Below are 22,108 nucleotides of genomic sequence, written 5' to 3'. Positions count from 1 at the left end.
TTTTACACCCTCTTCTTTGTTAATTTAAGTAATACTTTGCTTAAGCTTTCTTCCGTAAGATCCTCTGCATCAGCAAAATCTGATACCGTAAAAGCAGACTCTGTTGTTGGTTTATTTATAAGTTGACGGAGATGCCTTAACATACCATCTGCTATCACTTGAATTTTCAATTTAGAAAACTGTTCCCTACTATACATCCAAATAAAATGTAACTTTTCATCTTTCACCATTCCGATAACATCAATTAGATGAGACGGTTTGGAATCTGGAGCATGATCTAAAAATGTAAATCCTGTCTCTTGCATAAACAAAGAGTCCCTTGAAAACACCTGATCAAATTGGCCCAAATAGTTAAAGCTTATTGAAGGCTTTTGCTGATAAAACGGAAGTAATCCTTTATTCAAGTAACGTAAAATACCATAGTCAACTCCGCGATTTGGAATTCGACGTAATTGTTCTTTGACAGCCTTTAACCCTTCAATAGGTGTCTGAGTTCCTTGAAAATTGAGATGAACGGGATAAATACTCGTGAACCAGCCCACTGTCCTTGATAAATCAATACCTTCAATCATCTCTTCTCTTCCGTGTCCTTCTAGATGAATAGAAACGGTTTGCTGATTTATACAATCAACGATAGCTTGTCCTAATGCCGTTAATAGTACCTCATCAATCCTTGTCTTATGAGTGACTAGAACTTCGTATAACAATGTTTGTGTTTCTTCTATTCCTAGAGTCCTCGTCACTTGATCAATCGATTCTTCTGTTGTTTCTTGTATTGGATAGTCCATTGGAATTTTCATCGTTTCTTTTTCTACTTGTTCATTCCAATAATTTTGTACTTCTTTTGAAATACCCGAATCACTGTATGTCTGGAGTCGTTCAGACCACTCTTTAAAAGATGTACTTTTCGCAGGTAAGCGAACTTCTTGACCTTGTTTCATCTGGTTATATACCACCTGTAAATCTTCCAATAGAATCCTCCATGACACTCCATCTACTACTAAATGATGAATCACCCAGAATATTCGATCATTTCCAGTCAAGTTATCTTCAAAGTACACTACTCTCATTAACGGACCAGTAACTAAATTGAAACTAGCTTGATTAATGTTCATCTCTTCTTGTATTATTTTATTCCACTCTTTTTCATTAACTTGATTACGTTTTACAACATGGAGTACTGACAGCTCATCAGTCCCTTCATTTCTCTGCCTCCACGTTCCGTTTGGTAACTGTTCGTACCGGAAACGTAAAGCATCATGATGTTTCAGTAAATTTAATATCGCTCCCTCTAGTAATTTCACATTCAATCTTTCTTTTACTCTTAAAAGCATTGATTGATTCCAATGCTCTGTATGTGGATGTTCTTGCTCGAAGAACCAGCACTGAATTGGAGTAAGAGGCACATCACCTATCACAATTCCCTGCTCCGCTTGTACTCCCTGCGTTTCTATAGCCACTTGTGCCAGCTCAGCGATAGTTGGGCATTCAAACATTTGCTTTGGAGTAAGTTTTAACCCCACTTGACTTGCTTGAGATATGATTTGAATACTGAGAATCGAGTCGCCACCAATTTCAAAGAAATTATCATAGATTCCCACCTTTTTAACACCTAATACTCGCTTCCAAATGGCAGTCAGTATCTGTTCGTTACTATTCCGAGGGCCAACCCATTCACTATTAATCTGCTTTTCCTCTGGCATAGGTAAGGCCTCACGATCAACTTTACCGTTAGCTGTAAGTGGAATAGCTTCCATCGCCACAAATCCCGAAGGAACCATATAACTTGGTAGTTTCGCTTTAAGATACTCTCTCCACGCATCTACATTTCCATCTCCTACAACATATGCTACTAATCTTTTATCGCCCGGCTGATCTTCTCTTACAATTACAACTGCCTCTGTTACAGATGCATATGTATTTAAAGTAGACTCAATTTCCCCAATCTCAATTCTGAAACCACGTATTTTAACCTGATGATCAATTCTTCCACGATAATCTAGATTCCCATCTGGCAAATACCTAGCTAAGTCTCCTGTCCGGTATAATCTTTCTTTCGGATTACTACTAAATGGATGAGATATAAAACGCTCTGCTGTTAATTCAGGTCTATTTAAATATCCACGTGCCAATCCTGCTCCACCAATATAAAGTTCACCATCAACACCTATAGGAACAGGTTGTTGATAAGCGTCTAGTATATACACTTCTAAATCGGGAATCCGCTTTCCAATATTACTTCTTGAAGCATGCTGCACATCATCTTGAGTAATTGGATAATATGTAACATGAACTGTAGTTTCTGTAATTCCATACATATTAATTAACTGTGGTTTTTTCTCCCCATACCTTTGAAACCACGGTAACAAGCCAATAGGTTCTAACGCTTCTCCGCCAAATATCACGTAACGCAGCTGCAAATTTTTATTCTTATCTTCTTGTTCACACACTCGTATTAATTGGCGGAATGCGGAAGGTGTCTGATTTAGAACTGTGACTTCTTCCTCCACCAATACTTGATAAAAATCCTTAGGTGATCGACTAATCCAGTACGGAACAACAACTAATTTCCCACCATATAATAACGCTCCCCAAATTTCCCATACTGAGAAATCAAATGCATACGAATGAAAAAGCGTCCAAGTATCTTTTTCATTAAACTGATACAAACAATCCGTCGATTTAAATAACCGTATAACATTGTGATGCTCTATCATAACGCCTTTTGGATTTCCCGTTGATCCCGAAGTATAGATTACATATGCCAGATTTTTGGGACCGACACTAGAAACCGGCAAAGTCTTACTTTCTTTCCCAATCTCATCTTGATCACGATCCAGGCAAATCGACTCAACATTTTCTGGTAACCAGTTCAATTCTTTTAAACTTTCTTGCGTTACGAATAACTGAATGCTAGCATCTTCTAAAATATATTGAAGTCGCTGCTCTGGATATGTTGGATCAAGTGGAACATAAGCCCCACCAGCCTTCAAAATTCCTAAAATACCTATAATCATTTCGAGGGAACGTTCAACGCACAGTCCAACTAAAGTATCAGGTCCTACTCCCTTTTTCTGCAGATAATGAGCTAACTCGTTTGCACGTTCATTAAGCTCCTTATAAGTAATTTTTTCTTTTTCATACGTAACTGCAATAGCATTTGGATAAATCATCGCTTGCCGTTCGAACATTTCATGAATAGTTACTTGAGGTGGGACATCCAGTTTAGGATTGTTGAACTCAACTAAACTTTTTCTTTTATCTTCCTCAGAAATGATTTCTATTTCAGCCACCTTCTGCTTTGGGTTTTCAAAAATATTTTCCAGTATCACTAGCATAACGTTAAAGAATCGTTCTATCTCTTCCTTAGAAAATAGCTCCTCACGATAATCAATATGTACATGTAAAGAGTCTATATCAATTAGATTTTCAATATGAACTGCAAAATCTTGTACTTCTTCACGGTTTGGAATCCATAGTGAGTCACCACTTTCATCACGATCCCTATAATCAATCGTAGTTCCGAAAAGCCTCACATTACTGTTATTCTCTTTATTAATCTGCTTTAATAACAAATCAAATGGATATTTCTGGTGTCTTAATGATTTACTTTGTTTTCTGGACACTCTACTAATAAATGAAAGTACTTCTTCTTCTGGATCAATATCCATTCTTAAAGGAACTGTACTCACCATCATTCCAATCAATTTTCGTTCCATTTTAGTCATACGGTTGCCGTAAGCCATTCCTAAACCAATATCAAGCGATGAGGTCCACCGATACATGGACAACGAAAAAGCAGCAACAAAAAGAGTATATAAACTATTTTTGTAATCTTCAGAAAATTTTTCTATCTTTCTCTTCAAATGTTCCGTTAATATAAACGTCTCACGTGATGCTTTTGTACTAACTTGGTACGTATTATAAGGCTTCAATCCAGTCACAGATGGCAGTGTTTTAAATTCCTCTAACCAAAATTTTTGATCTTTTTGAAAGCGACTACTATTCAAGTATGTTTGTTCGTTGGTCAGAAATTGAACATATGAATTTTTAATTTCGCCTTCCTCATTCTCGTTATGCATGTCATAATAATATTTTGCAATCTGCTCAGTAAATATTTGAATTGATAAACCATCCATAATAATATGATGAACATTTCCAAAGACTGCACATTCATTATCGTTTAATTTTATTAAAGCGAAATAGTATAAATTTGAATTAAATAATGTAAACGTTTCTTTTGTTTTCTGCTCAATCCATTCCTCAAGCAAATTTGTATTCTCCACATTACTGAAATCAAAAAACTCAAATTCTTGTTCTTCATGTTTAGTAAAATATTGTTTCGGTTCCTGATGCCCATTTTCTTTTAACCTAATGCACAGACCGTCATTTTCACTGATAACGCGATTCACAACTTGGTTTAATTTTGAATAATTCATTTTTCGATGAAGTTTAAATAAAAATCTTAAATTACATATTCCTTTATCAGAATGAACGACTTCTGTATACCATATTCTTCGCTGCGGATGGCTTAATGGATAGCATTCCTCATTGGTCATAAAAATCTTCCCTTCAAAAATTATTTGCTCTTATAGGTTCGTGTTTATGTTTAGCCCATAAATATTTCTGCAGTGAAACTCCAATTACTCCAATAATAACAAGCCCAATCCCTCCATAAACATAGAGTTGAGTTACTCCAAACAAATGCACTAATGGACCACTCATAGCAGGAGAAATAATTAGAACTGCGTTTGTTAAACTGCTTTGTATACCAAATACTCTTCCTACTTGATCTTGATCGGATTCTATTTGTAAAATGACTTGATTAGATACAAGCATCAGCCCACTTCCGATACCAGCGATAAAACTAATTAAATAAGCTAAAACGAAGACCGTACCGGGCGTTATCAAACCAATCCCCCCAAAACCAATTCCCATTAAAACCATACCTCCACATACTACCCAGCCATATTGAAATTGTTTTAATTTCTGAGTTAGTAATGCACCAAGTATTCCGCCAAGACCAATAATAGAAATGATATATCCCATTTTACTTTTATCATGTGGGAATAAGCTCTTAAATAAAGTTGGGAATTGTGAGTCTACTAATTGTAATACTGCCATGGCTATTGTAACGAAAATCATGGTTGATAATATTATCCGATTAGATAACACATAACCCCACCCTTGTACCCAAGCGGTCCAAGTACTTTGTTTTTGCTTTTCAACAAATTCTTTCGATATAGTTTCTTTAAATTTTATTGTGGGTATGAGAACTAAGGTAGCTAATAAACAACTTATAGCTCTTATAATGAGGCAGAACTCTGGTTGAAACCAGCTCAGCAACATGCCCCCTATAAGTGGGCCTACTATCTTTGTACCCTGCTCTACTATTCCGTTGATACTTACTGCTTTAGTAAGCAAGTCCGGGGATACAATCTGTCTTGTTAGTGTTTGCTGTGCAGGATAATAGAAAACAATAAAAATAGAACGAATCATTAATGCCACTAAGAGCCAGTGGATATCTTGTACAAATAAAAGAGCAATTGTTATTAGACCAACCATTAGATTACAGAACATCATAATTGGAATTTTTCTAAAACGATCCGCAATAACACCTGCCCATGAGCCAAAAATAATTCCAGGAAGTGCATATGCAACAGGAATCAATCCAATCATAGTAGGATCTACTTCCCATTCAAACCCAACTATAGTCATAATCGCTAACATATCAATAAAAACACCAAGCATAAGCAATGAATAGGCAGAGAAAACTTGTAAATAAACCCTATTTCCTAATAGGCCTTTTGAATCAGTAGTTTTCATAAAAGCAAGCTCCTTAGGTTACTAATATAAACGCTTTTGCGTATAAGGTACCTCTTTATTAAACCTAATTAATCAGTATTGACACCTCACCTAGAATTTAACTTCGTCAAAACTCAAATCAGTCTTATTTTTCGTATATTTAAAATAGTCAGACAAACGAAAGCGTACCTATTCCTTCATTTTTATATCAACTGTTACAAAATATATCTTTACCTTACACTAATAACAGCTAAACGTTGCCTTAATATAACCCTTTACAGTCGTTTACACATTCAATTCACATCCTTTTTAAAGTTGGCTTTTTTCTATCTCAAATACTATCACACAAATATTTCACCTACTATATTCATAAAGTTGAAATATTTGAATCAGAAAATTCGGATAAAAAACCAAATCCACAAATCATAACAAACTATTATTTAGTTATATTTTCATTTTATAGATAGCTTTAACCATAAGGGTATTAAGAATTAAGTTTTTTAATTTTATTAACATAATAGTTTAAAGAGACCGTAAATCCAACTAAACAAAAAAAATATACAATAAAGTATATTTTTTCTAATCCTACATATTTTCTATGCAAATTAATTCCAATAACTAAAGTTGATAATAAAAATATAATATTACCAATCACTAATGTACTCATAACAAGAATTGAATAATATAGTATTAATACTTCTGCAGCTACTACCTATTTTATTTATTGGATATTTATACTTCAAAAAAAATTACACATCATTCACAATTAAGATACATACCCAAAATATGATTTGAACGTTTTATTATATTTTAAGATAATATAAAATCAGTTTTTCTATAAGAGAACTTAATTTTTATGTAGTACGAAACTGTTAGTAATACAGTATATACTAATTTAGTTATAAAAACATTTAAAGACCACCTATTTCCATAAGTGATCTTTCTTTGTGATTCTGTATTTGTGCACTACTGTAGAAATATATCGTAGAAACGCTTTGTTTGCTAAATGTTTAGTTCTTTCTATTTACTAAAAAACATAGCTTCATACAATTAATATCATATTCGTTACATTGCAAACTATTATTTTGTCTTCTGTACAGGCAAACTACTAAAAATTAATTCAGCAACTTTTACATATCCTTTTGAGTTTGGATGAATTAAATCCTTAGACCAAAGCGTATTGTCATTAACTAAATGATGATTCCAAAAATCAACATGATGAAGCTTATACTCTCTGCTCAGTGAATGTATAACTTCATTTGCCTCTAATAATTGTTCTTTTATTACTTGTTTTTTTTCAGAAGCAAAAGGAAGCCTAACTGTAAAATCTGGAAGGTTTGCTATAATAATATCAGCCCCTGCTTTACTTAATGTATCTATCATAAATTCCATATCGTTCTTATATGCATCATGATTCCAACGTCCTTTTAAAACATCGTTTGCCCCTGCAATGAGACTAACCAAATCTGGATTAAAAGTTAGCGCCTTTTCCAATTGCTGCGATTGAATTTCTTTAGTTACTAACCCACGCTTTGCAAAATTGGCATATTCTATATCATTTTCACACAGTTGAACAAAATGATCTACCCAGCTTTTTAATGCAATCCCCTCAACTTCATCCCCTATCCCCTCTGTAAAACTATCGCCAATTGCTACAAATCGCTTCCACATATGTATTCCCCCTTTATTGTTAACCATATCTATACTATACAATAGCTCACACCGTAATTGTTATTTCTAAGTGGTTTTCGATTTCAATTATATTCCACTTTACTATATTTACATTTAGAATCTAAAATTGACCGATTCCTAAGTATACTTAGGAATCGGTCATATTCATATATTTACTAAAGAAATAAAATCTATCTAGGAATTATACTTTTTTCAAAAAATTTATTGTTCTTTGTTTTGCCCAGTTGATACATTTCTTTTCGATTAAATGATATGAAACTATAGAAAAAAGTAGTGTCATTACAATGCACAAAGTAAGAAGGAAAAATTACACCCTGACATTCCAAGCTATCCACATAAGAATCTATAGTACTTTGAAATCTTTTGTTTCAAACTAATATTTAGTTGTATCCTATAAAATTAGCTTTTTACTATATCAATCGAACGATCCCACATGCCACTAAAAAAAGATCCTGTTTTACGTATAAAACGTGTAAACCACTTTGCTTGTTCCACATCAGATTTTGTTACAAGGTCTATTTGTAATGATTTACCTGATAAGAACCCAGGATCTGTATTATCTTTAGGCGAGATAATCATTTTACTAATTGTTACACCTTTTTTAATAGGCGCTTCTTGTTCTTTATTCAATACTTTAAATTCTTTTTTATAAATGTCTTTATTGCCCTTCGACATTGGAAGTGAAACAGCTTGCTTCGTTTGAACTACTACATCTTTGTCTTTTGCATTTGCCACTCGAACTGTTTCATATCCTTTTATTACTGAATCTTTTCCATAGAAATTCTTCACTTCAAAATTCGCAAATCCATAATCGTATAATTTCTTTGTTTCATCAAAACGTGCCGTATGAGATTTTGCTTTTATCACTACAGAAATTAGGCGCATACCATTTCTTTCTACTGTACCAGTGAAACAATCTCCCGCTTCTGGAGTCGTTCCTGTTTTCAAACCATCTACACCTTCATATTGCTTAATTAAACCTTTTAACATCCAGTTAAAGTTCGCCATATCAATTGGATATTTACCACCCTCTTGGAATGTTTTTTTAGGAATTTTTGCTGTATTTAATATTTTGGGGAAATCTTGAATAAGACGTTGCGCTAAAATTGCACAATCCCTTGCAGACATTTTATTTTTCTCGTCTAGAGTTGTCCCTTCTGGGTGATATCCTTTTAAATCTTGATTTGTTAAGCCTGTAGAGTTTACAAATTTATAATCTTTCATTCCAAACTCTTTCGACTTATCGTTCATCATTTTTACAAAATTGACTTCTTTACCAGCAATCTGTTCAACTAAAGCAATTGTTGCACCATTTGCAGAGTAAATTGCCATTGCCTCATATAACTCTTTTACCGTATAAGAGCCACCATTTTCTAATGGAACGTTTGATAATGAACGATCTTGCGAAATCTTATGTGCATATTCAGAGATTTTAACTTTTTGATCCCATTTAAGTTTTCCTTTATCCACCGCTTCATGAACTAAGTATTCGCTCATCATTTTTGTCATACTAGCAATTGCCAATGATTCATCTGCATTTTTTTCATATAAAATTTTTCCGGAATTTGCTTCTATTAAAATTGCTGATCCCGCTTCAACGTCTATAGCAGAAACTGTTTCCGCTGCTGCTCTTCCAAATGTAACGAACATGCTAAAAAATAGTGTAAGCACTGTTACTATTGCAATAAATCTCTTGCAAAACATACCTTTCACTTCTGTTACCTCCAATACCTTTGTACTCAAAAAAAGCGTTATTCTAACATAATCTCAAAAAAATAGACAGTGTTCTCAAATTATATATACATATTAGACGTTAGGATCGCTTTCATATAGACCATCTCATCCGACACTTTTAGGTGCCCTGATACTTTGTACTCCCACACATATCCCTATTTTTAATCCCCTTATATTTTTCAAAATGATTCGCACTTTCATATTTTTTAGGATTACAATTAATAGACAATCTAGATGCTACATTTGTTCCATATTTACAAAAAATAAAGTGAAACTTTAATCAGTGGGAGTCTTACTGCCCGTTAATGCTTTATTAGCTATCAATGATTTTAATTATTCAATTCAGCTATTTGCTAGACCTATATTAGAGATGAATTTTATTTAGTCTAAACTATTAGTTTTTTGTAATCAAAAAACTACACCCTATACTGGATGTAGTTTTTCTAACTGATTTATTTATTTTTCACTTCATTTTTATAAAAAGCAAATAATGGTTCGATGGATGGACTAGATAACAGCGGAATTGCCTTCTCAATCAATTTCCTATCCCAATCAAACCAACGCATTTCCATTAACATGTTTATTTCTGTATCAGTGAATCGTTTCTTTATTTCCTTAGCAGGATTTCCACCAACTATTGTATACGGCGGAACATCTTTACTTACGACAGATCCTGCAGCAACAATTGCCCCTTCACCAATAGTAACGCCAGGCATTATTATAGCATTCATTCCAATCCAAGCATCACTTTTTATGACTGTATCACCCTTAGGTTCATATGATTGTTCAATTTGCTCAGCGAATGGATATACTGTAATCCATTCTGAGTGATGATTATGGTTACCACCCATTAAAATGACTACTCCACTTGCAATGCAAACATAATTCCCAATAATGAGTTTATCAAGATGCCATCCCATCTGTTCAATTGGATTGAAAAGTGCTTGAGACTTAGCATCCCCCCACAAATACCTTACACAGCCATCTTCAAAATTTTGATGACTATAATAGCCTGAATAATAGGAGTACTCTCCCACTTCAATGAGTGGATTTGTTACTATATCTTTTATATACTTTGTTTCTGACCAATGATTAAATAATGGATACTTCATAACTTTATTCCTCGCTTCTAAGTATTATATATTTTGCTATTTACTTAGAAGCTTACTACGACAGCTACATTTTTTAGCTTTCTCAAACGACGAATCATTATCTTCAAGCCTTTCTTTTATACTAAAAAAAGCATAACGCAATACATTACACTAGTCAAATTGTGTAATTTTGAACACATCTTAAACAGCGTAATACTGCAATAAGAACATGAAAACACTCTAACTTTGATCCAAATAATATATTGATTACATTTAGTTTATATTTTGTAAAAAAATTTTAATTGCCATGACAAAGCAAACAATAACCACTATTGGTCGTATTAATGACGTCCCTTTTGTAAGCACCATCTTCGCTCCAATATACGATCCTATAATTTGACCAAGCATCATAATCAACCCAATTGTCCAATCGATTTGGCCAAAAATAATAAAATATAACAAAGCAGCGAAATTACTTGTAAAATTCAAGATTTTAGCATTTGCAGTTGCTCTCGTAGCACTATATCCACATAAAAGAATGAACGCTAAAGCAATTAAACTACCTGTTCCTGGGCCGAAGAAACCATCATAAAATCCAAGGAATGGAGCCACTGTTAACACAAACAACAACATACTTATTTTTCTCGGTCGATCTTCGTTTGCTATATTTGGAGATAATAGAAAATAAAGACCAATAATAATAAGTAAAAAAGGTAATATCATGATTAAATATTCTGCTCGTATCTGTAAAACAAGCCATCCACCGAAAACGGATCCCAAAAAGGTCATTAAGATGGACAAACGCATTTCTTTAAGATTAATTTCTTTCTTCTTAATAAAAAACACTGTTGCCATGAGAGTTCCGCTACTCCCTTGTAGTTTATTAGTTGCTATCGCTACAGAAGGAGACATACCTACTAATAACATTATCGGGATAGTTATCATACCACCGCCCCCAGCAATCGTATCTATCCATCCTGCTAATACAGCTACTAAAAATAGTAGTATAAGTAATTCAATAGTAAAATCCATACAAAGAATATGGGAAGGCTTGAGCTATTATAACCCAAACCTCCCCATCGTCCCTCCTCTCTTTAAACTAGTTAATTAAATCTGTAAAGTAACTTTCTTTTTGATCACGTAATCGACTGGAAACGTATTGTCTGCAAACAATTCTTCTTCCATATTTATTGTTTCCAATCGGGATTTTATATTCTTCCTCAGATAACCTTTCCCTACCATGAGTTACATTTGTTTGTTTACCATAGTATGAATTTGGTATAAGTAATAAATCTTCAGATGTAAGTGGAACCTTATAAGTAGGCGTTGTTCGTAAGAGTTCTAAAAACATGTCAAATTTCAATTTTTCTTCTTCACTTTCTCCCACATAAATTAATCTATTTTCCGCTCCATTCAAACAAGTTGCAATAATATCACCATTATCATCTAAAAATATAATTTGGTTTATTTCTCCTACAAATCCCGATATTTCACCATCAGCCATTCCTGCGATATGAGCAATAGGCATTTTACTTACCGCCAATATGTCATCTTTACTGAAGTGATTTTCTTCAAGATGCTTTTGCAGTAATTTTGGCGTTCCAATATGAGTTTGAGTTTTTAAATTTAACACTCCTTTTAATAAAAGAGCATCAACTCTAGTAAATTTTCCACAAGTAATTTCAGACACTATTCGTTCCACGGATTTATTAAGTCTATTTGATACAATTTCTAAATTCGTATTGAATGTTTTCAATCTTGCTTCAATATCTGATTGGTCTTTCATATCTGTATACACTGTGGCATCGTTATGTTGATAAAAGTTCCCGCCACCGGTGCTTGCACCGACATTTCGCAAAACTTCATCGTTGTTTAAAGGTGAAATAAGATGAAATCTATTTTTCCCTGCATGTTCGGATGGGTGAATTAAAGCATCATAATTAAAAAGTGTGGCAAAAAGCCATGTGACCCATTCTGCATAAAAATATTTTTTCATTCTATCGTGTTCGTCTTCGCCATAATTAAAACCTCTGCGATTTTCCCCAGGTAATAGTGTTTCCATAGGATCACATGGAGTATTTTTAATAAGAGTAGGTGGTACGTTTCCGCCACAATTCGCTATTTTTATTATATGTAGTAGGTTTTTCATATCTGAATTCGGATTTTTCTTTGAATAGTCAATCAAACAATTAAGCCACTCTTTTGAAAAATATGCTGCTATTTCTTGATCACAAGTATAAGGATTATGAGTTTTCAATTCATTTTCTATCAGATTCTTCATTTTATCCTTCAATACATTAGGAATGCTAATTTCTTCAATTTCTGTAATCTGCAGTATTCCTTTATTCATTATAAAACCTCCGTTGTTTTATTTTTTATACCCTATCTTCTATTAAACAAACTATCCATTTCTTTTTTGCTCCTTCGCTTTTCGTCAGAGCTATTAGAACTACCGATTTACAAATAAAAAACGTGGATTATAAGAGATTTCTTCTTAGGTACATTTCCCCGACGAACCTCTATTGAATTGGTAAATTTAATTTAAAAATCTCTTTCATTTTCTAAAGTTTTCCTAATTTCGAAATCAGAATTTTCAATACAACTATGTTAACATTAAAAATATAACACGAAACCAAAAAATGTAAATGAATAGTTTTTTTATAAAAAATAGTCAGACTATTTATGAAGTAATTCGTATTCCATTGAACGAACTACGGCCCCTCAATTTTATTGATAACAATAAAAAAACCCCTAAATTGATAGAGGAATTTTTTTCAAGTATATTCTATTTTAAAGTTCTTACTTACCTTTTACCCCGCTATTTGCCGGGCAGTAAGACCCCTACCTTAAAATACAGCGGAAGCAAAGAAGTTAGGTGGGGGTTCGGGCTGCCCATAAAAGCAAGATTGGTGAGGGCTGATAATCAGTGGGGATGAACAAAACTCCCCCTGATTAAAGTTTCACTTTATTTTAAAAGATATTGCTGTAACTTCTTTATTAACAGTTCCATCCCGTTTGGACTTACAATAATCTTCCCATTCGCTAACGAAATATTGCTGTCTGAAATATCCCCTGTAAGTGCACAAGCTCTTGGAGATTGATATTTTCGTAAAATAATCTGGTCCTCTTCTATAAACATTTCAAGAGAATCTTTTTCTACAATTCCTAAACTCCGTCTTATTTCCATTGGAATAACAATACGCCCCATGCTATCTGCTTTACGAGTAATTCCTCTTGATTTCATAAAATGCCACCCTTTATATTTATCTAATATTACGGTATTTATTTTAGCAATAAACAACAATTAGGAATAGTTCGTATTACAGTACTTTTTTTAGAAAAAAATAACAATTAGGAATAGTTTATGTTAGAATTCTTTCTTGTTTATTCTTGATTTTTAATATATTTTTCCTTGATCATTTTTATATATTGTTTTCTTTCAGTTAGTTCAAATATAAATAATGCTTTTTTTATGTCTGTTAAACCAACTTCATTAGAGTGCTGAACTTTCAATAAAATTGCACCTTTTTCAAAAAATAATTCACCTAATAAGTATAAAGTATTCATATTTATCGCTAATTTTATACCTATTTCACTATACTTTATTGCTTCTTCATATTGATTTGCAAGGTGTAAACATTTTGTTAACGTATGAATGAGTCTTAATTTGATTTCTTTTTCTCTAGGAAATTCTATCTTATTAAAATTAATTAAACTTTGTTTTAATATATTTATACTTTTCTCATACTCTTCATTTTCTGCATGTATTATAGCAATTGAATTCATTATGCTTATTTCTTTTTCTGATAAAAAGTTACTACTACTTAAGGTTTGTTTTAGTGCTCTATTTAAAATGTCAAAGGCATTACTTGTTGCTCCATTTACATAATATATAGCAATCGCTTCATGCCATAATAGAAATTGTTTATCTTCTTTTGATTGAAAATTATTCTCATCTTTCTCTTTTTTTACTATTTCGTAAAGCTCATTATATTGTTTTTGTTTCACACAATCTCTCATTACACATTTTACATTTTCAATATATTTTATTTTTTTATTTTTGGTTAGTGCGAATATATAATTTGGATCAATACCAAGTCTTTCAGATAATTGATACAACAATATGCTAGATGGATAAATAATACCTTTTTCTATCTTACTAATTTGACTTTGTGAACATATTCCATGACATAATTCAGATTGTGACATGTTTTTTTTCTTTCTAAGTTCTTTAATAATAATACCAAGATTGTAGAATTCCATCTTTCCTCCCTCAAATGTAACACTTTATGAGTATAAGAATATTTCCCAACTTTTAATGTAATGTAAAATTAATATAGTTACAATTACTAATTATATGGATTTATAGTTTCTTTTACAAACTTGTATTACAATACGAGAAATTATTAAAAAATGGTTCACTAATAATTAATGGGAGTTTTATCCCCCCACTGATTATTAGTCCACTCCAGGCAGGCTTTTACAGGGAGTTAGACTTCTTTGCCACATCTAAATTTTGAGGTGGGAATCTTACTATCCGCAAATAGCCTGATTAAAATAAATATGATTTTTCACCTTTATTTCTTTTAATAGTTTCTTTTGATTTTTATATAAATAATTTCGAAGGAGCGTATTTTATGAAAAGAATGTTGACCGAAAGAGAGTTAGAAGTAGCTATTTATGTAGCAAAAGGATATACAGATGCAGAAATTTCCAAAAAAATATATGTTACCCCTCGAAGAATTTCAACGATAATTAATCATATTAAAGAAAAATGGCATATTAATTCTAGAGTGGAATTAGGTATTTTAGTCTATCATTATGGTTTTATAGATGCACCCTTATTTTCAAATAAAAAAATTCAGCTATGTAAAAAGGTTGTACAATAGATAGCGGAATATAACGAGTTTAAATTGCAAATAAAAATAGAAGAGCAGACAAATTTTTATTATTTGGTTTACTCCATCAGTTTTTAAATTTCATACATTAATATAAAAAGGTTAGAGAATTAACTTCTCTAACCTTTTTATATACACTATTAGGTTTCAAACAGTAAAGATGCCCTAATGCTACCATTGATCCTGTTCCCTATTCAACCCTGTATAAACACAAAAAAGAATCAGACATTACCACTATTCAAAACCAGTTACAATTCTCTCTTTCATTTTCTGTAATACTTCACTGCTCAATACTTTTTGACCAGTAGGAAGTTTTAATATGGCAGCGGCACCTTTACTAAGGTATATTTCTTGATCATTATTTTGATTTACTACCAATATTCCTTGCCCTTCAAATTCGAAATAACTAATATCTTTTGTTTCATTTGTATTATTCTTTATTGCTGTATATAATCCATATAAATCTTTACTTCTATTTTCTCCGCCCGTTCGAATCGGTTCAATATCATTCGCAACAATTAGTCCTTCTGGCTGCTCACCCTTCATAATAAACCACAGCTTTTCATTTGTTGGTAATAGTAAATTCTTAAATTCAGAGCTATTTAAAATTTGCTGTGCTGGAATTGTTGTATAGATTGGTAACGAAAATGGAGATGTTGTTATTTTTTCAAAACTTAAATTTTCAGAAGAACTTCCCTTACTATATTGATAATCTTTTAATGCGATCGATTGTACTGATTCACTTTTATTTTTTGATGCATAACTAATTTTACTAGCGAAAATAATAACGGTCATTAAGCACATGCACGGTATCACAAGCTTAAGTAGTTTTCCCATTTATGAACCCCCGCTTTTAATATTATTAGTTTGCATGGATATTATAAACAGTTTCACTCCACCAAAAATTATTATTGTTATGGAACGTACTGAAATTATGATTATAATGATCACCATACCAAGGGTCCATGTACGTTATATAATCTGTTCCATTTGTCCCTTTATAAAATCCATCAAGTACTAGAAAGTGTCCGATGTTAGCTCCATTTTGCCACATAATGAGTGCAATCATCGGCTGATTACTATTAATTTGACTTTTGAACCAATCATATGATTTTGCTCCAGAACTTATAGCTGAGCTAACACCATATCCTGATAATCCATATTGTATTTCACGTGAAGTTGCAGGATTATTATATGATCCACCCTTAACATACCTAACGTACTGATCTTGTGAAGGAGTTTTCCCAAAATAATTTAAAACTGAAACCGAAGTGCCTGCCCAACACCAATTTGATCTTTCTTGTAATATGTTAGGTACAGATAATTTACGATCTATTGATGTATTTGGAGGATTTCCATTAATATACGCTGACGTTACATATACTTTTTTTCCATCTTTAAAATAATAAAACCAACGATTATCTAAATTTCCTGTCCAGTAATCTTTAACCGCTTCACCATACTCCCATCCTTTAAAAGATACTGTTGTATTTCCGGGAATCACATCTACAATATTTGCATTCAAACTTTTTGCCTCTCTAACATTAACATTCAATGGAGCTGTTGTTCCTGTAAATTCAACTTCCTCTGCTATTATTTTCTGAACACCAATAAAACTAAATGTGAAGAACAATAAAAACATACAAACAATAAAATGCTTTCTTCCCTTCATTTCTCCACCCCTTCATCAGTACTAAAAAACATCAACAATTCATCCTTATTAATTGTTCAAGCTTAATATTACATACTAACGAAAAATGACTTCTCATAAAGTGAAACTTTGATCAGTAGTGGTTTTATTCATCCCCCACTGATTGTTAGTTAAACCAATCGGGCTGCTCGGCAAATAGCGGGATAAATTCCAATACAAAAAAGGAGCCTATAAATTTTTATAGGCTCCTTTTTATTTCGTCGTTATTACTTAGCTAATTCTTTTGTACCCTTCATTACATCAATGAAGAATCCCCAGTTATTCACTACAGAAGAGATACTGATATGTTCATCTGGGGTGTGGACGTTAAAAATGTCTGGTCCGAATGAAATTGCATCTAATTCAGGCATTTTTTGAACGAATGCGCTACACTCAATCCCCGCATGCACAGCGAAGATTTCAATTTCTTTATTGTATTTTTCTTGATGCACTTTTTCAAATAAATTACGAATTTGTGAGTTTGGATTGTATGGCCATTCTGGATACTCTGACTCTATTTCAAATGTAGCACCAACTAATTCAGCAATATATTTGATTTCTTCTGCAACATGTTGTTTTAAACTACTTACAGAACTTCGCACTTCGTTACGTAATTTAATTTCATCTTGCAACGTTTCAATAACGCCTAAATTTGTTGAGCTTTCTACAAGACCTTTAATATCCATGCTCATACTTTGAATGCCATTTGGAATTAAGAATAATGATGAAATAAGCTGCTTTTGTGTCTCTTGAGCAAATACTTTTTCAACTGTTTCATCCAATTTTGTCAGTGTAACATGAACATCTGGATCAACAGCACGCATTTCTTCTTGTAATACACGTGTCCATGATTCTAGTTTTTCTTCTACTTGTCCTACATCTTCTGTACGAATTAAAAGTGTAGCTACACTTTCACGCGGAATTGCATTCGTTTTTAATCCGCCGTGAACTTCACTTATGTTAAACTCCGTATGTGCCGATAAATCACGTAATACTCGTCCTAATACTTTGTTCGCATTACCGCGTTGTTTATCAATTTCCATACCAGAATGTCCGCCTTTTAGGCCACCAACATATAGACGGTATGCATCCATATTCGCTGGCGTTTCATCCCAAATTACGGGAATTGTTTCAACAGCTTTCGCACCACCTGCACTACTTACAAGTAATTTATGATCTTCTTCAGAATCAATATTTATAAATATCTTTCCTTCAAAATGATTTGGATCAATAGCAAAAGCCCCGCCCATTGTCGTTTCTTCTTCAGTAGTGATAACGACTTCAAGTGCTGGATGCGGAATTTCTTTCGAATCTAATAAAGCTAATGCATACGCAACTGCAATACCATTATCAGCACCTAAAGTTGTTTGATTTGCATATAACATGTCCCCAATGATTCGTAATTCAATTGGATCTTTTTCAAAATCATGTACTGTTGCTTGATTTTTTTCGCAAACCATATCCATATGACCTTGAATAATAATAGCTGGTACATTTTCATAACCAGTTGTTGCTTCTTTTTTAATAATGACATTTAATGCTTCATCTTGAATGACTTCTAAGTTACGCTCTTTTGCAAAGCCCACTAAATAATCACTAATTTCCTTTTCATTACCTGATCCTCTAGGAATCTTTGAAATTTCTGCAAAATGATAAAATACAGGGTGCTTTGTTAATTGTTCTAAGGTAGAATACATTTTTCAAGCTCCTCTCCAAATGACAAAATAATATGTAAGTCTCATATCATTATACCATGATTCATTATTTTACCTTTGTTTTAACTTTTATTGTTCATTTTATGTACAACAATCTTACAATATTGTAAGGGCGTTGTAATCTATATCGATTTTTCTCATTTAATAATAATCGTATACTTTTTAAAGAAACACATTAAAGGAGATAAAGAAAATGAAAAAGTTTTTAGCAATTATTACACTATGTTTATTATTTTTTAGTTTTACTATTGGCTGTGAGAGAGCGTCACTAAATAGAATTGGTAAAGATGTATATTACATGCAGATAAAAGGCGAAGGAACTATCGAAAAAGTAGATGGTAGAAACTTACGAAACTATACGCTGCCCGCATATGATGAAGATGGTGTCAAAAAACAAATTACATTTAGAAGTACAAAAAAAGAAAACGACCATAAATTAAATAAATACGCGTTTTTACGCCTTTATGTAGATCAAGATGATAATAGCAAAAATGAAATATCATCAATTGAAGTAAAGTCCTATGAAGAGATTCAGAAAGCAGATTTACCTGAAAAAGTAAAAGATAAGTTTACTATTAAATAAAAAAACAAAAGAAAATGCTCTATGCATTTTCTTTTGTTCTTTTCACCTGTATATATTTTGAACTACTATTATTCATTAGTTTCTCTAACCGATTTATATTCTCCGTTAATGCACCTTTCACAAGAGAGAAATCTGTATTGGATTCTTCTTTTTTTTCTTTAAAAAACGAAGACTTTTGCACATTGACTTCAGCCATCTCTTCTCCCCCTTTTCAAAAAGATACAACCTTTTATTTATATTATATAGCAAATGTAGAAAGAGTGTACACTTATGATTTTCTTTTTAATTCTTCTTCTAATTCTTCTACTTGCTGCAACGTATCCCCTTTTATTAAAGAGAAATCTGTTGTATCTTCGTTACCTTCTTTAAAAAAATCATTGTCATAATCTTTTACCACTACAATCACCTCTACATGCTAGTGTAGGAATGATTGTCCAATTTTATTCAACTTTGTCGGATTTTGTTTTTAATTTATGTATAGAAGAAAAGGACAGAAAAAGATTCTGTCCTTATTTACTAAAATAACTATGATGTATTGTTAAATTATATACATTTTCAAAATCCCGATCTTGCAGGTTATTTTTCTTTCCATCAATAACAATGAAAACGTCACTTACTATTTTTGCTGGTATAATCCCGACATTTTCTACTTGCACCGCTTTCTGCTCATTCAATTGCTCGATATGTTCTAACGGAACGATAATACTAAATTGCGAGCGAATACCACGAAAGTTTGTATTTAACTCTTTCGCGGCTTCAAAAACAACAATTTTCGCGCCAATCTTTTCCCCATATGAATCTAAAAATGCATTTAAGCTCTTTGTATATTCCTCTTCCGTATGCCATTCCATCGTACCGAATACTGCTGGATTAACATTTTGAATAATTGTCGTGTATATTTCCCCTCTCGCTTTAGATGCAATTAATGATCGTTTTATTGATTGAACTGTCTTGCCAATATCGCTAAATTTCGCACCCCATATTTCTGAAATATTAGGCGTTAAAATGAACGCAATATCAACAAAAATAACCATTGCAGTAAACATTAAAAGATTTTTCCAGAGGGTTAAATCAATTCCTTTTATCATGAAATACACGGTGACAGATATGATAAACAAACCATACCAAGTCTTTCTAATACGTTGCTTTTTCTCCTCGTACAACTCCTCATTTTTCCAATAAAAGAAAACAAGGACTACAAAGACAATCGCTAAAACAAATAAGCCAATTCGAATGTTAGAGATCATTAATCACATCACCCTCCATTCAAAAACTACTCACGATATCATTACATGCGCAAGCTGCTCTCTTTATGACAAAAGACGTGGACAAGCTTCTAAAATTAGCTACATCGCATATATATTAGAAAGTACCACGTCTTTTATCCTGTTATTTGTGGGAAATAAGACCCCTACTGATTAAAATTTCACTTTACCATGAGTCTATATTGTATATGTAGACAAGCATTCATTTCAAATTTTCGTATTAAAAAGAAATATGTTTCGGAATTTCCCCTTCAGGTACTTCTCCATCCATACTTAAATAATAATGACGAATCGGACGTAAGTTTTCGTCTAATTCATAAACAAGCGGAATGCTAGTGGGAATATTTAATGAAACTACACCATCACTTGAAAGGTTGTCTAAATATTTTACTAGCGAGCGAATTGTGTTACCGTGTGATGAAATAATTACTTTATTACCACTTTTTAATGTCGGCGCAATTTCTGAATGCCAATAAGCAAGTACTCTCTTCTCCGTATCCTCTAAACATTCAGTTAATGGAAATTCACCTTTTTTGAGTGTTTTATATCTTGGATCGGTCGCTTCATATCGAGGATCGTCTTCAGTAAGAGCCGGTGGTCTTACATCAACACTTCTTCTCCAAATATGAACTTGCTCCTCACCATATTTTTGTGCAGTTTCATCTTTATTCAGCCCTTGCAATGCACCATAATGTCTTTCATTTAGCTTCCAAGATTTATGTATTGGAACCCAAGTAAGATCCATCTCATGAAGTACAATCCATAACGTCCGAATTGCGCGTTTTAATACTGATGTATAAGCCACATCAAAAGTATATCCGTTTTTCTTTAATATTGCTCCTGCTTCTCTCGCTTCACTTAATCCATTCTCTGATAGATCAACATCTGTCCATCCCGTAAAGCGATTTTCAAGATTCCATAAGCTTTGTCCGTGACGAATAAGTACAAGTTTTATCATTATAATTCCCCTTTCGGAAATGTGAATTTTATTGTTCCATTGCGTACACGTATAAAGTATCTAGTAATGTATCTTTTTATCCATTCACTCTATGACCAAATCATAGTTGCCAAATGTATGGATAAAATTTGTTCTTTTTCAAACGATAAAAACAGAAGTTTTTTCATTATTTTTGATCGACTGGTATTTCACGTTTGGATATCCAAGCATCAAAACCTGATCGGCTATTTGCCATTTCATTCATAACTTGGTGCCAATTGTCCTCACATGATTCACCAAATTTTGAAAAAATAGCACCCATTTGTTGTCTTTGTACATCACTCAGTTTTTTCTCTAAATCTGTACCTTTTTCTGTTAAAGACAACTGTTTCACACGTCGATCATGCATAGCTTCATTACTCTCAATTAAGCCCTTTTCCACAAGTTGACGTAGCGGTCCGTGGAGAGCTTGTTTACTTATTTCTAATAGTGATAATAACTCATTTACACTTATCCCTGGAAAACGTGCGATAAAAAATAAAATTCGATGATGTACTCGTTGAATGCCATATTCTTTTATAATTTCATCTGGCTTTTCAGTAAATGTTTTATATGCAAAATAAAATAATGCTAATGCCTCATTCATCTGTTCTTCTTTATGTTGTGTCATCTACTTTCCCCCTGTATGTAAATTATAC

The 22,108-nt window shown here is 32.6% G+C and carries 19 protein-coding genes and 1 pseudogene; 2 read left to right on the top strand and 18 right to left on the bottom strand.

Annotated features, from left to right (window positions below; translation table 11 throughout):
* Positions 1-2: 2 nt before the first annotated feature.
* The 10 genes and pseudogenes from C3Y97_RS12010 to C3Y97_RS11960 form a co-directional block, all read right to left on the bottom strand.
* Complete coding sequence (locus C3Y97_RS12010) at positions 3-4,559, bottom strand: non-ribosomal peptide synthetase (RefSeq protein WP_121868691.1); 4,557 nt, start codon at positions 4,557-4,559, stop codon at positions 3-5.
* A 13-nt stretch (positions 4,560-4,572) separates the two neighbouring features.
* Positions 4,573-5,826 (bottom strand): MFS transporter, encoded by a 1,254-nt coding sequence (locus C3Y97_RS12005; protein WP_000858613.1) that lies wholly within the window; start codon positions 5,824-5,826, stop codon positions 4,573-4,575.
* A gap of 1,059 nt (positions 5,827-6,885) precedes the next feature.
* On the bottom strand, positions 6,886-7,476 hold the full coding sequence (locus tag C3Y97_RS12000) for an SGNH/GDSL hydrolase family protein (RefSeq protein WP_000265880.1): 591 nt from the start codon (positions 7,474-7,476) through the stop codon (positions 6,886-6,888).
* A 202-nt stretch (positions 7,477-7,678) separates the two neighbouring features.
* Positions 7,679-7,804 (bottom strand): annotated as a pseudogene (locus C3Y97_RS11995) (acyltransferase family protein); the annotation flags it as partial.
* A gap of 92 nt (positions 7,805-7,896) precedes the next feature.
* Positions 7,897-9,210, bottom strand: coding sequence for a D-alanyl-D-alanine carboxypeptidase family protein (locus C3Y97_RS11990; protein WP_000677648.1), 1,314 nt, complete (start codon positions 9,208-9,210; stop codon positions 7,897-7,899).
* A gap of 473 nt (positions 9,211-9,683) precedes the next feature.
* Positions 9,684-10,343, bottom strand: coding sequence for a CatB-related O-acetyltransferase (locus tag C3Y97_RS11985; protein WP_000876934.1), 660 nt, complete (start codon positions 10,341-10,343; stop codon positions 9,684-9,686).
* A gap of 252 nt (positions 10,344-10,595) precedes the next feature.
* Positions 10,596-11,354 (bottom strand): TSUP family transporter, encoded by a 759-nt coding sequence (locus C3Y97_RS11980; RefSeq protein WP_121868692.1) that lies wholly within the window; start codon positions 11,352-11,354, stop codon positions 10,596-10,598.
* Positions 11,355-11,421: 67 nt separating this feature from the next.
* Positions 11,422-12,672 (bottom strand): hypothetical protein, encoded by a 1,251-nt coding sequence (locus tag C3Y97_RS11975; RefSeq protein ID WP_001032358.1) that lies wholly within the window; start codon positions 12,670-12,672, stop codon positions 11,422-11,424.
* A 615-nt stretch (positions 12,673-13,287) separates the two neighbouring features.
* Positions 13,288-13,566, bottom strand: a complete 279-nt coding sequence (locus C3Y97_RS11965) for an AbrB/MazE/SpoVT family DNA-binding domain-containing protein (protein ID WP_000842216.1) — start codon at positions 13,564-13,566, stop codon at positions 13,288-13,290.
* A 140-nt stretch (positions 13,567-13,706) separates the two neighbouring features.
* Complete coding sequence (locus C3Y97_RS11960) at positions 13,707-14,585, bottom strand: helix-turn-helix domain-containing protein (RefSeq protein ID WP_000397979.1); 879 nt, start codon at positions 14,583-14,585, stop codon at positions 13,707-13,709.
* A 374-nt stretch (positions 14,586-14,959) separates the two neighbouring features.
* Here C3Y97_RS11960 and C3Y97_RS11955 point away from each other — a divergent pair, with 374 nt between their 5' ends.
* Entirely contained in the window at positions 14,960-15,211 is a 252-nt protein-coding gene (locus C3Y97_RS11955) for a response regulator transcription factor (protein ID WP_000827560.1), read from the top strand.
* A gap of 243 nt (positions 15,212-15,454) precedes the next feature.
* Here C3Y97_RS11955 and C3Y97_RS11950 read toward each other — a convergent pair whose 3' ends face one another.
* The 3 genes from C3Y97_RS11950 to pepD form a co-directional block, all read right to left on the bottom strand.
* Entirely contained in the window at positions 15,455-16,057 is a 603-nt protein-coding gene (locus C3Y97_RS11950) for a hypothetical protein (RefSeq protein WP_000517279.1), read from the bottom strand.
* A gap of 25 nt (positions 16,058-16,082) precedes the next feature.
* Positions 16,083-16,892, bottom strand: a complete 810-nt coding sequence (locus C3Y97_RS11945; protein WP_000678370.1) for a C39 family peptidase — start codon at positions 16,890-16,892, stop codon at positions 16,083-16,085.
* A gap of 245 nt (positions 16,893-17,137) precedes the next feature.
* On the bottom strand, positions 17,138-18,607 hold the full coding sequence (gene pepD, locus C3Y97_RS11940) for a beta-Ala-His dipeptidase (RefSeq protein ID WP_000287556.1): 1,470 nt from the start codon (positions 18,605-18,607) through the stop codon (positions 17,138-17,140).
* Between the two features lie 211 nt (positions 18,608-18,818).
* On the opposite strand from pepD, the gene C3Y97_RS11935 reads away from it, so the two are divergent.
* Complete coding sequence (locus C3Y97_RS11935; RefSeq protein WP_000713863.1) at positions 18,819-19,208, top strand: YxeA family protein; 390 nt, start codon at positions 18,819-18,821, stop codon at positions 19,206-19,208.
* Between the two features lie 19 nt (positions 19,209-19,227).
* On the opposite strand, the gene spoIISB is transcribed toward C3Y97_RS11935, so the two are convergent.
* From spoIISB to C3Y97_RS11910, 5 genes are all read right to left on the bottom strand, one after another.
* A complete protein-coding gene (spoIISB, locus tag C3Y97_RS11930; protein WP_000852629.1) occupies positions 19,228-19,404 on the bottom strand; it encodes a stage II sporulation protein SB in 177 nt (58 codons plus the stop codon).
* 72 nt (positions 19,405-19,476) lie between these two features.
* Entirely contained in the window at positions 19,477-19,605 is a 129-nt protein-coding gene (locus C3Y97_RS11925; RefSeq protein ID WP_000237819.1) for a hypothetical protein, read from the bottom strand.
* A 112-nt stretch (positions 19,606-19,717) separates the two neighbouring features.
* Positions 19,718-20,455, bottom strand: coding sequence for a type II toxin-antitoxin system SpoIISA family toxin (locus tag C3Y97_RS11920; protein WP_000624977.1), 738 nt, complete (start codon positions 20,453-20,455; stop codon positions 19,718-19,720).
* Positions 20,456-20,693: 238 nt separating this feature from the next.
* Positions 20,694-21,431 carry a 2,3-diphosphoglycerate-dependent phosphoglycerate mutase gene (gene gpmA / locus C3Y97_RS11915; protein ID WP_000594152.1) on the bottom strand — a complete coding sequence of 246 codons (738 nt, stop codon included), beginning with the start codon at positions 21,429-21,431 and terminating at the stop codon, positions 20,694-20,696.
* Between the two features lie 166 nt (positions 21,432-21,597).
* Positions 21,598-22,080 carry a MarR family winged helix-turn-helix transcriptional regulator gene (locus tag C3Y97_RS11910; protein WP_000191888.1) on the bottom strand — a complete coding sequence of 161 codons (483 nt, stop codon included), beginning with the start codon at positions 22,078-22,080 and terminating at the stop codon, positions 21,598-21,600.
* Between the last annotated feature and the right edge of the window lie 28 nt (positions 22,081-22,108).

Origin of the sequence: Bacillus sp. DU-106 (genome assembly GCF_004799705.1) — a bacterium.
Taxonomy (GTDB): domain Bacteria; phylum Bacillota; class Bacilli; order Bacillales; family Bacillaceae_G; genus Bacillus_A; species Bacillus_A cereus.
The sequence above is the reverse complement of the archived record's forward strand: the minus strand, read 5'-3'. Positions and strand labels throughout refer to the sequence as shown.

Excerpts from the sequence above, each read along its gene's own strand:
- C3Y97_RS11955 (WP_000827560.1), top strand. The coding sequence starts at position 14,960 with ATGAAAAGAATGTTGACCGAAAGAGAGTTAGAAGTAGCTATTTATGTA.
- pepD (WP_000287556.1), bottom strand. The coding sequence starts at position 18,607 with ATGTATTCTACCTTAGAACAATTAACAAAGCACCCTGTATTTTATCAT.
- gpmA (WP_000594152.1), bottom strand. The coding sequence starts at position 21,431 with ATGATAAAACTTGTACTTATTCGTCACGGACAAAGCTTATGGAATCTT.
- C3Y97_RS12010 (WP_121868691.1), bottom strand. The coding sequence starts at position 4,559 with ATGACCAATGAGGAATGCTATCCATTAAGCCATCCGCAGCGAAGAATA.
- C3Y97_RS11950 (WP_000517279.1), bottom strand. The coding sequence starts at position 16,057 with ATGGGAAAACTACTTAAGCTTGTGATACCGTGCATGTGCTTAATGACC.
- C3Y97_RS11960 (WP_000397979.1), bottom strand. The coding sequence starts at position 14,585 with ATGGAATTCTACAATCTTGGTATTATTATTAAAGAACTTAGAAAGAAA.
- spoIISB (WP_000852629.1), bottom strand. The coding sequence starts at position 19,404 with ATGGCTGAAGTCAATGTGCAAAAGTCTTCGTTTTTTAAAGAAAAAAAA.
- C3Y97_RS12005 (WP_000858613.1), bottom strand. The coding sequence starts at position 5,826 with ATGAAAACTACTGATTCAAAAGGCCTATTAGGAAATAGGGTTTATTTA.
- C3Y97_RS11975 (WP_001032358.1), bottom strand. The coding sequence starts at position 12,672 with ATGAATAAAGGAATACTGCAGATTACAGAAATTGAAGAAATTAGCATT.
- C3Y97_RS11935 (WP_000713863.1), top strand. The coding sequence starts at position 18,819 with ATGAAAAAGTTTTTAGCAATTATTACACTATGTTTATTATTTTTTAGT.
- C3Y97_RS11945 (WP_000678370.1), bottom strand. The coding sequence starts at position 16,892 with ATGAAGGGAAGAAAGCATTTTATTGTTTGTATGTTTTTATTGTTCTTC.
- C3Y97_RS11985 (WP_000876934.1), bottom strand. The coding sequence starts at position 10,343 with ATGAAGTATCCATTATTTAATCATTGGTCAGAAACAAAGTATATAAAA.
- C3Y97_RS12000 (WP_000265880.1), bottom strand. The coding sequence starts at position 7,476 with ATGTGGAAGCGATTTGTAGCAATTGGCGATAGTTTTACAGAGGGGATA.
- C3Y97_RS11920 (WP_000624977.1), bottom strand. The coding sequence starts at position 20,455 with ATGATCTCTAACATTCGAATTGGCTTATTTGTTTTAGCGATTGTCTTT.
- C3Y97_RS11980 (WP_121868692.1), bottom strand. The coding sequence starts at position 11,354 with ATGGATTTTACTATTGAATTACTTATACTACTATTTTTAGTAGCTGTA.
- C3Y97_RS11910 (WP_000191888.1), bottom strand. The coding sequence starts at position 22,080 with ATGACACAACATAAAGAAGAACAGATGAATGAGGCATTAGCATTATTT.
- C3Y97_RS11965 (WP_000842216.1), bottom strand. The coding sequence starts at position 13,566 with ATGAAATCAAGAGGAATTACTCGTAAAGCAGATAGCATGGGGCGTATT.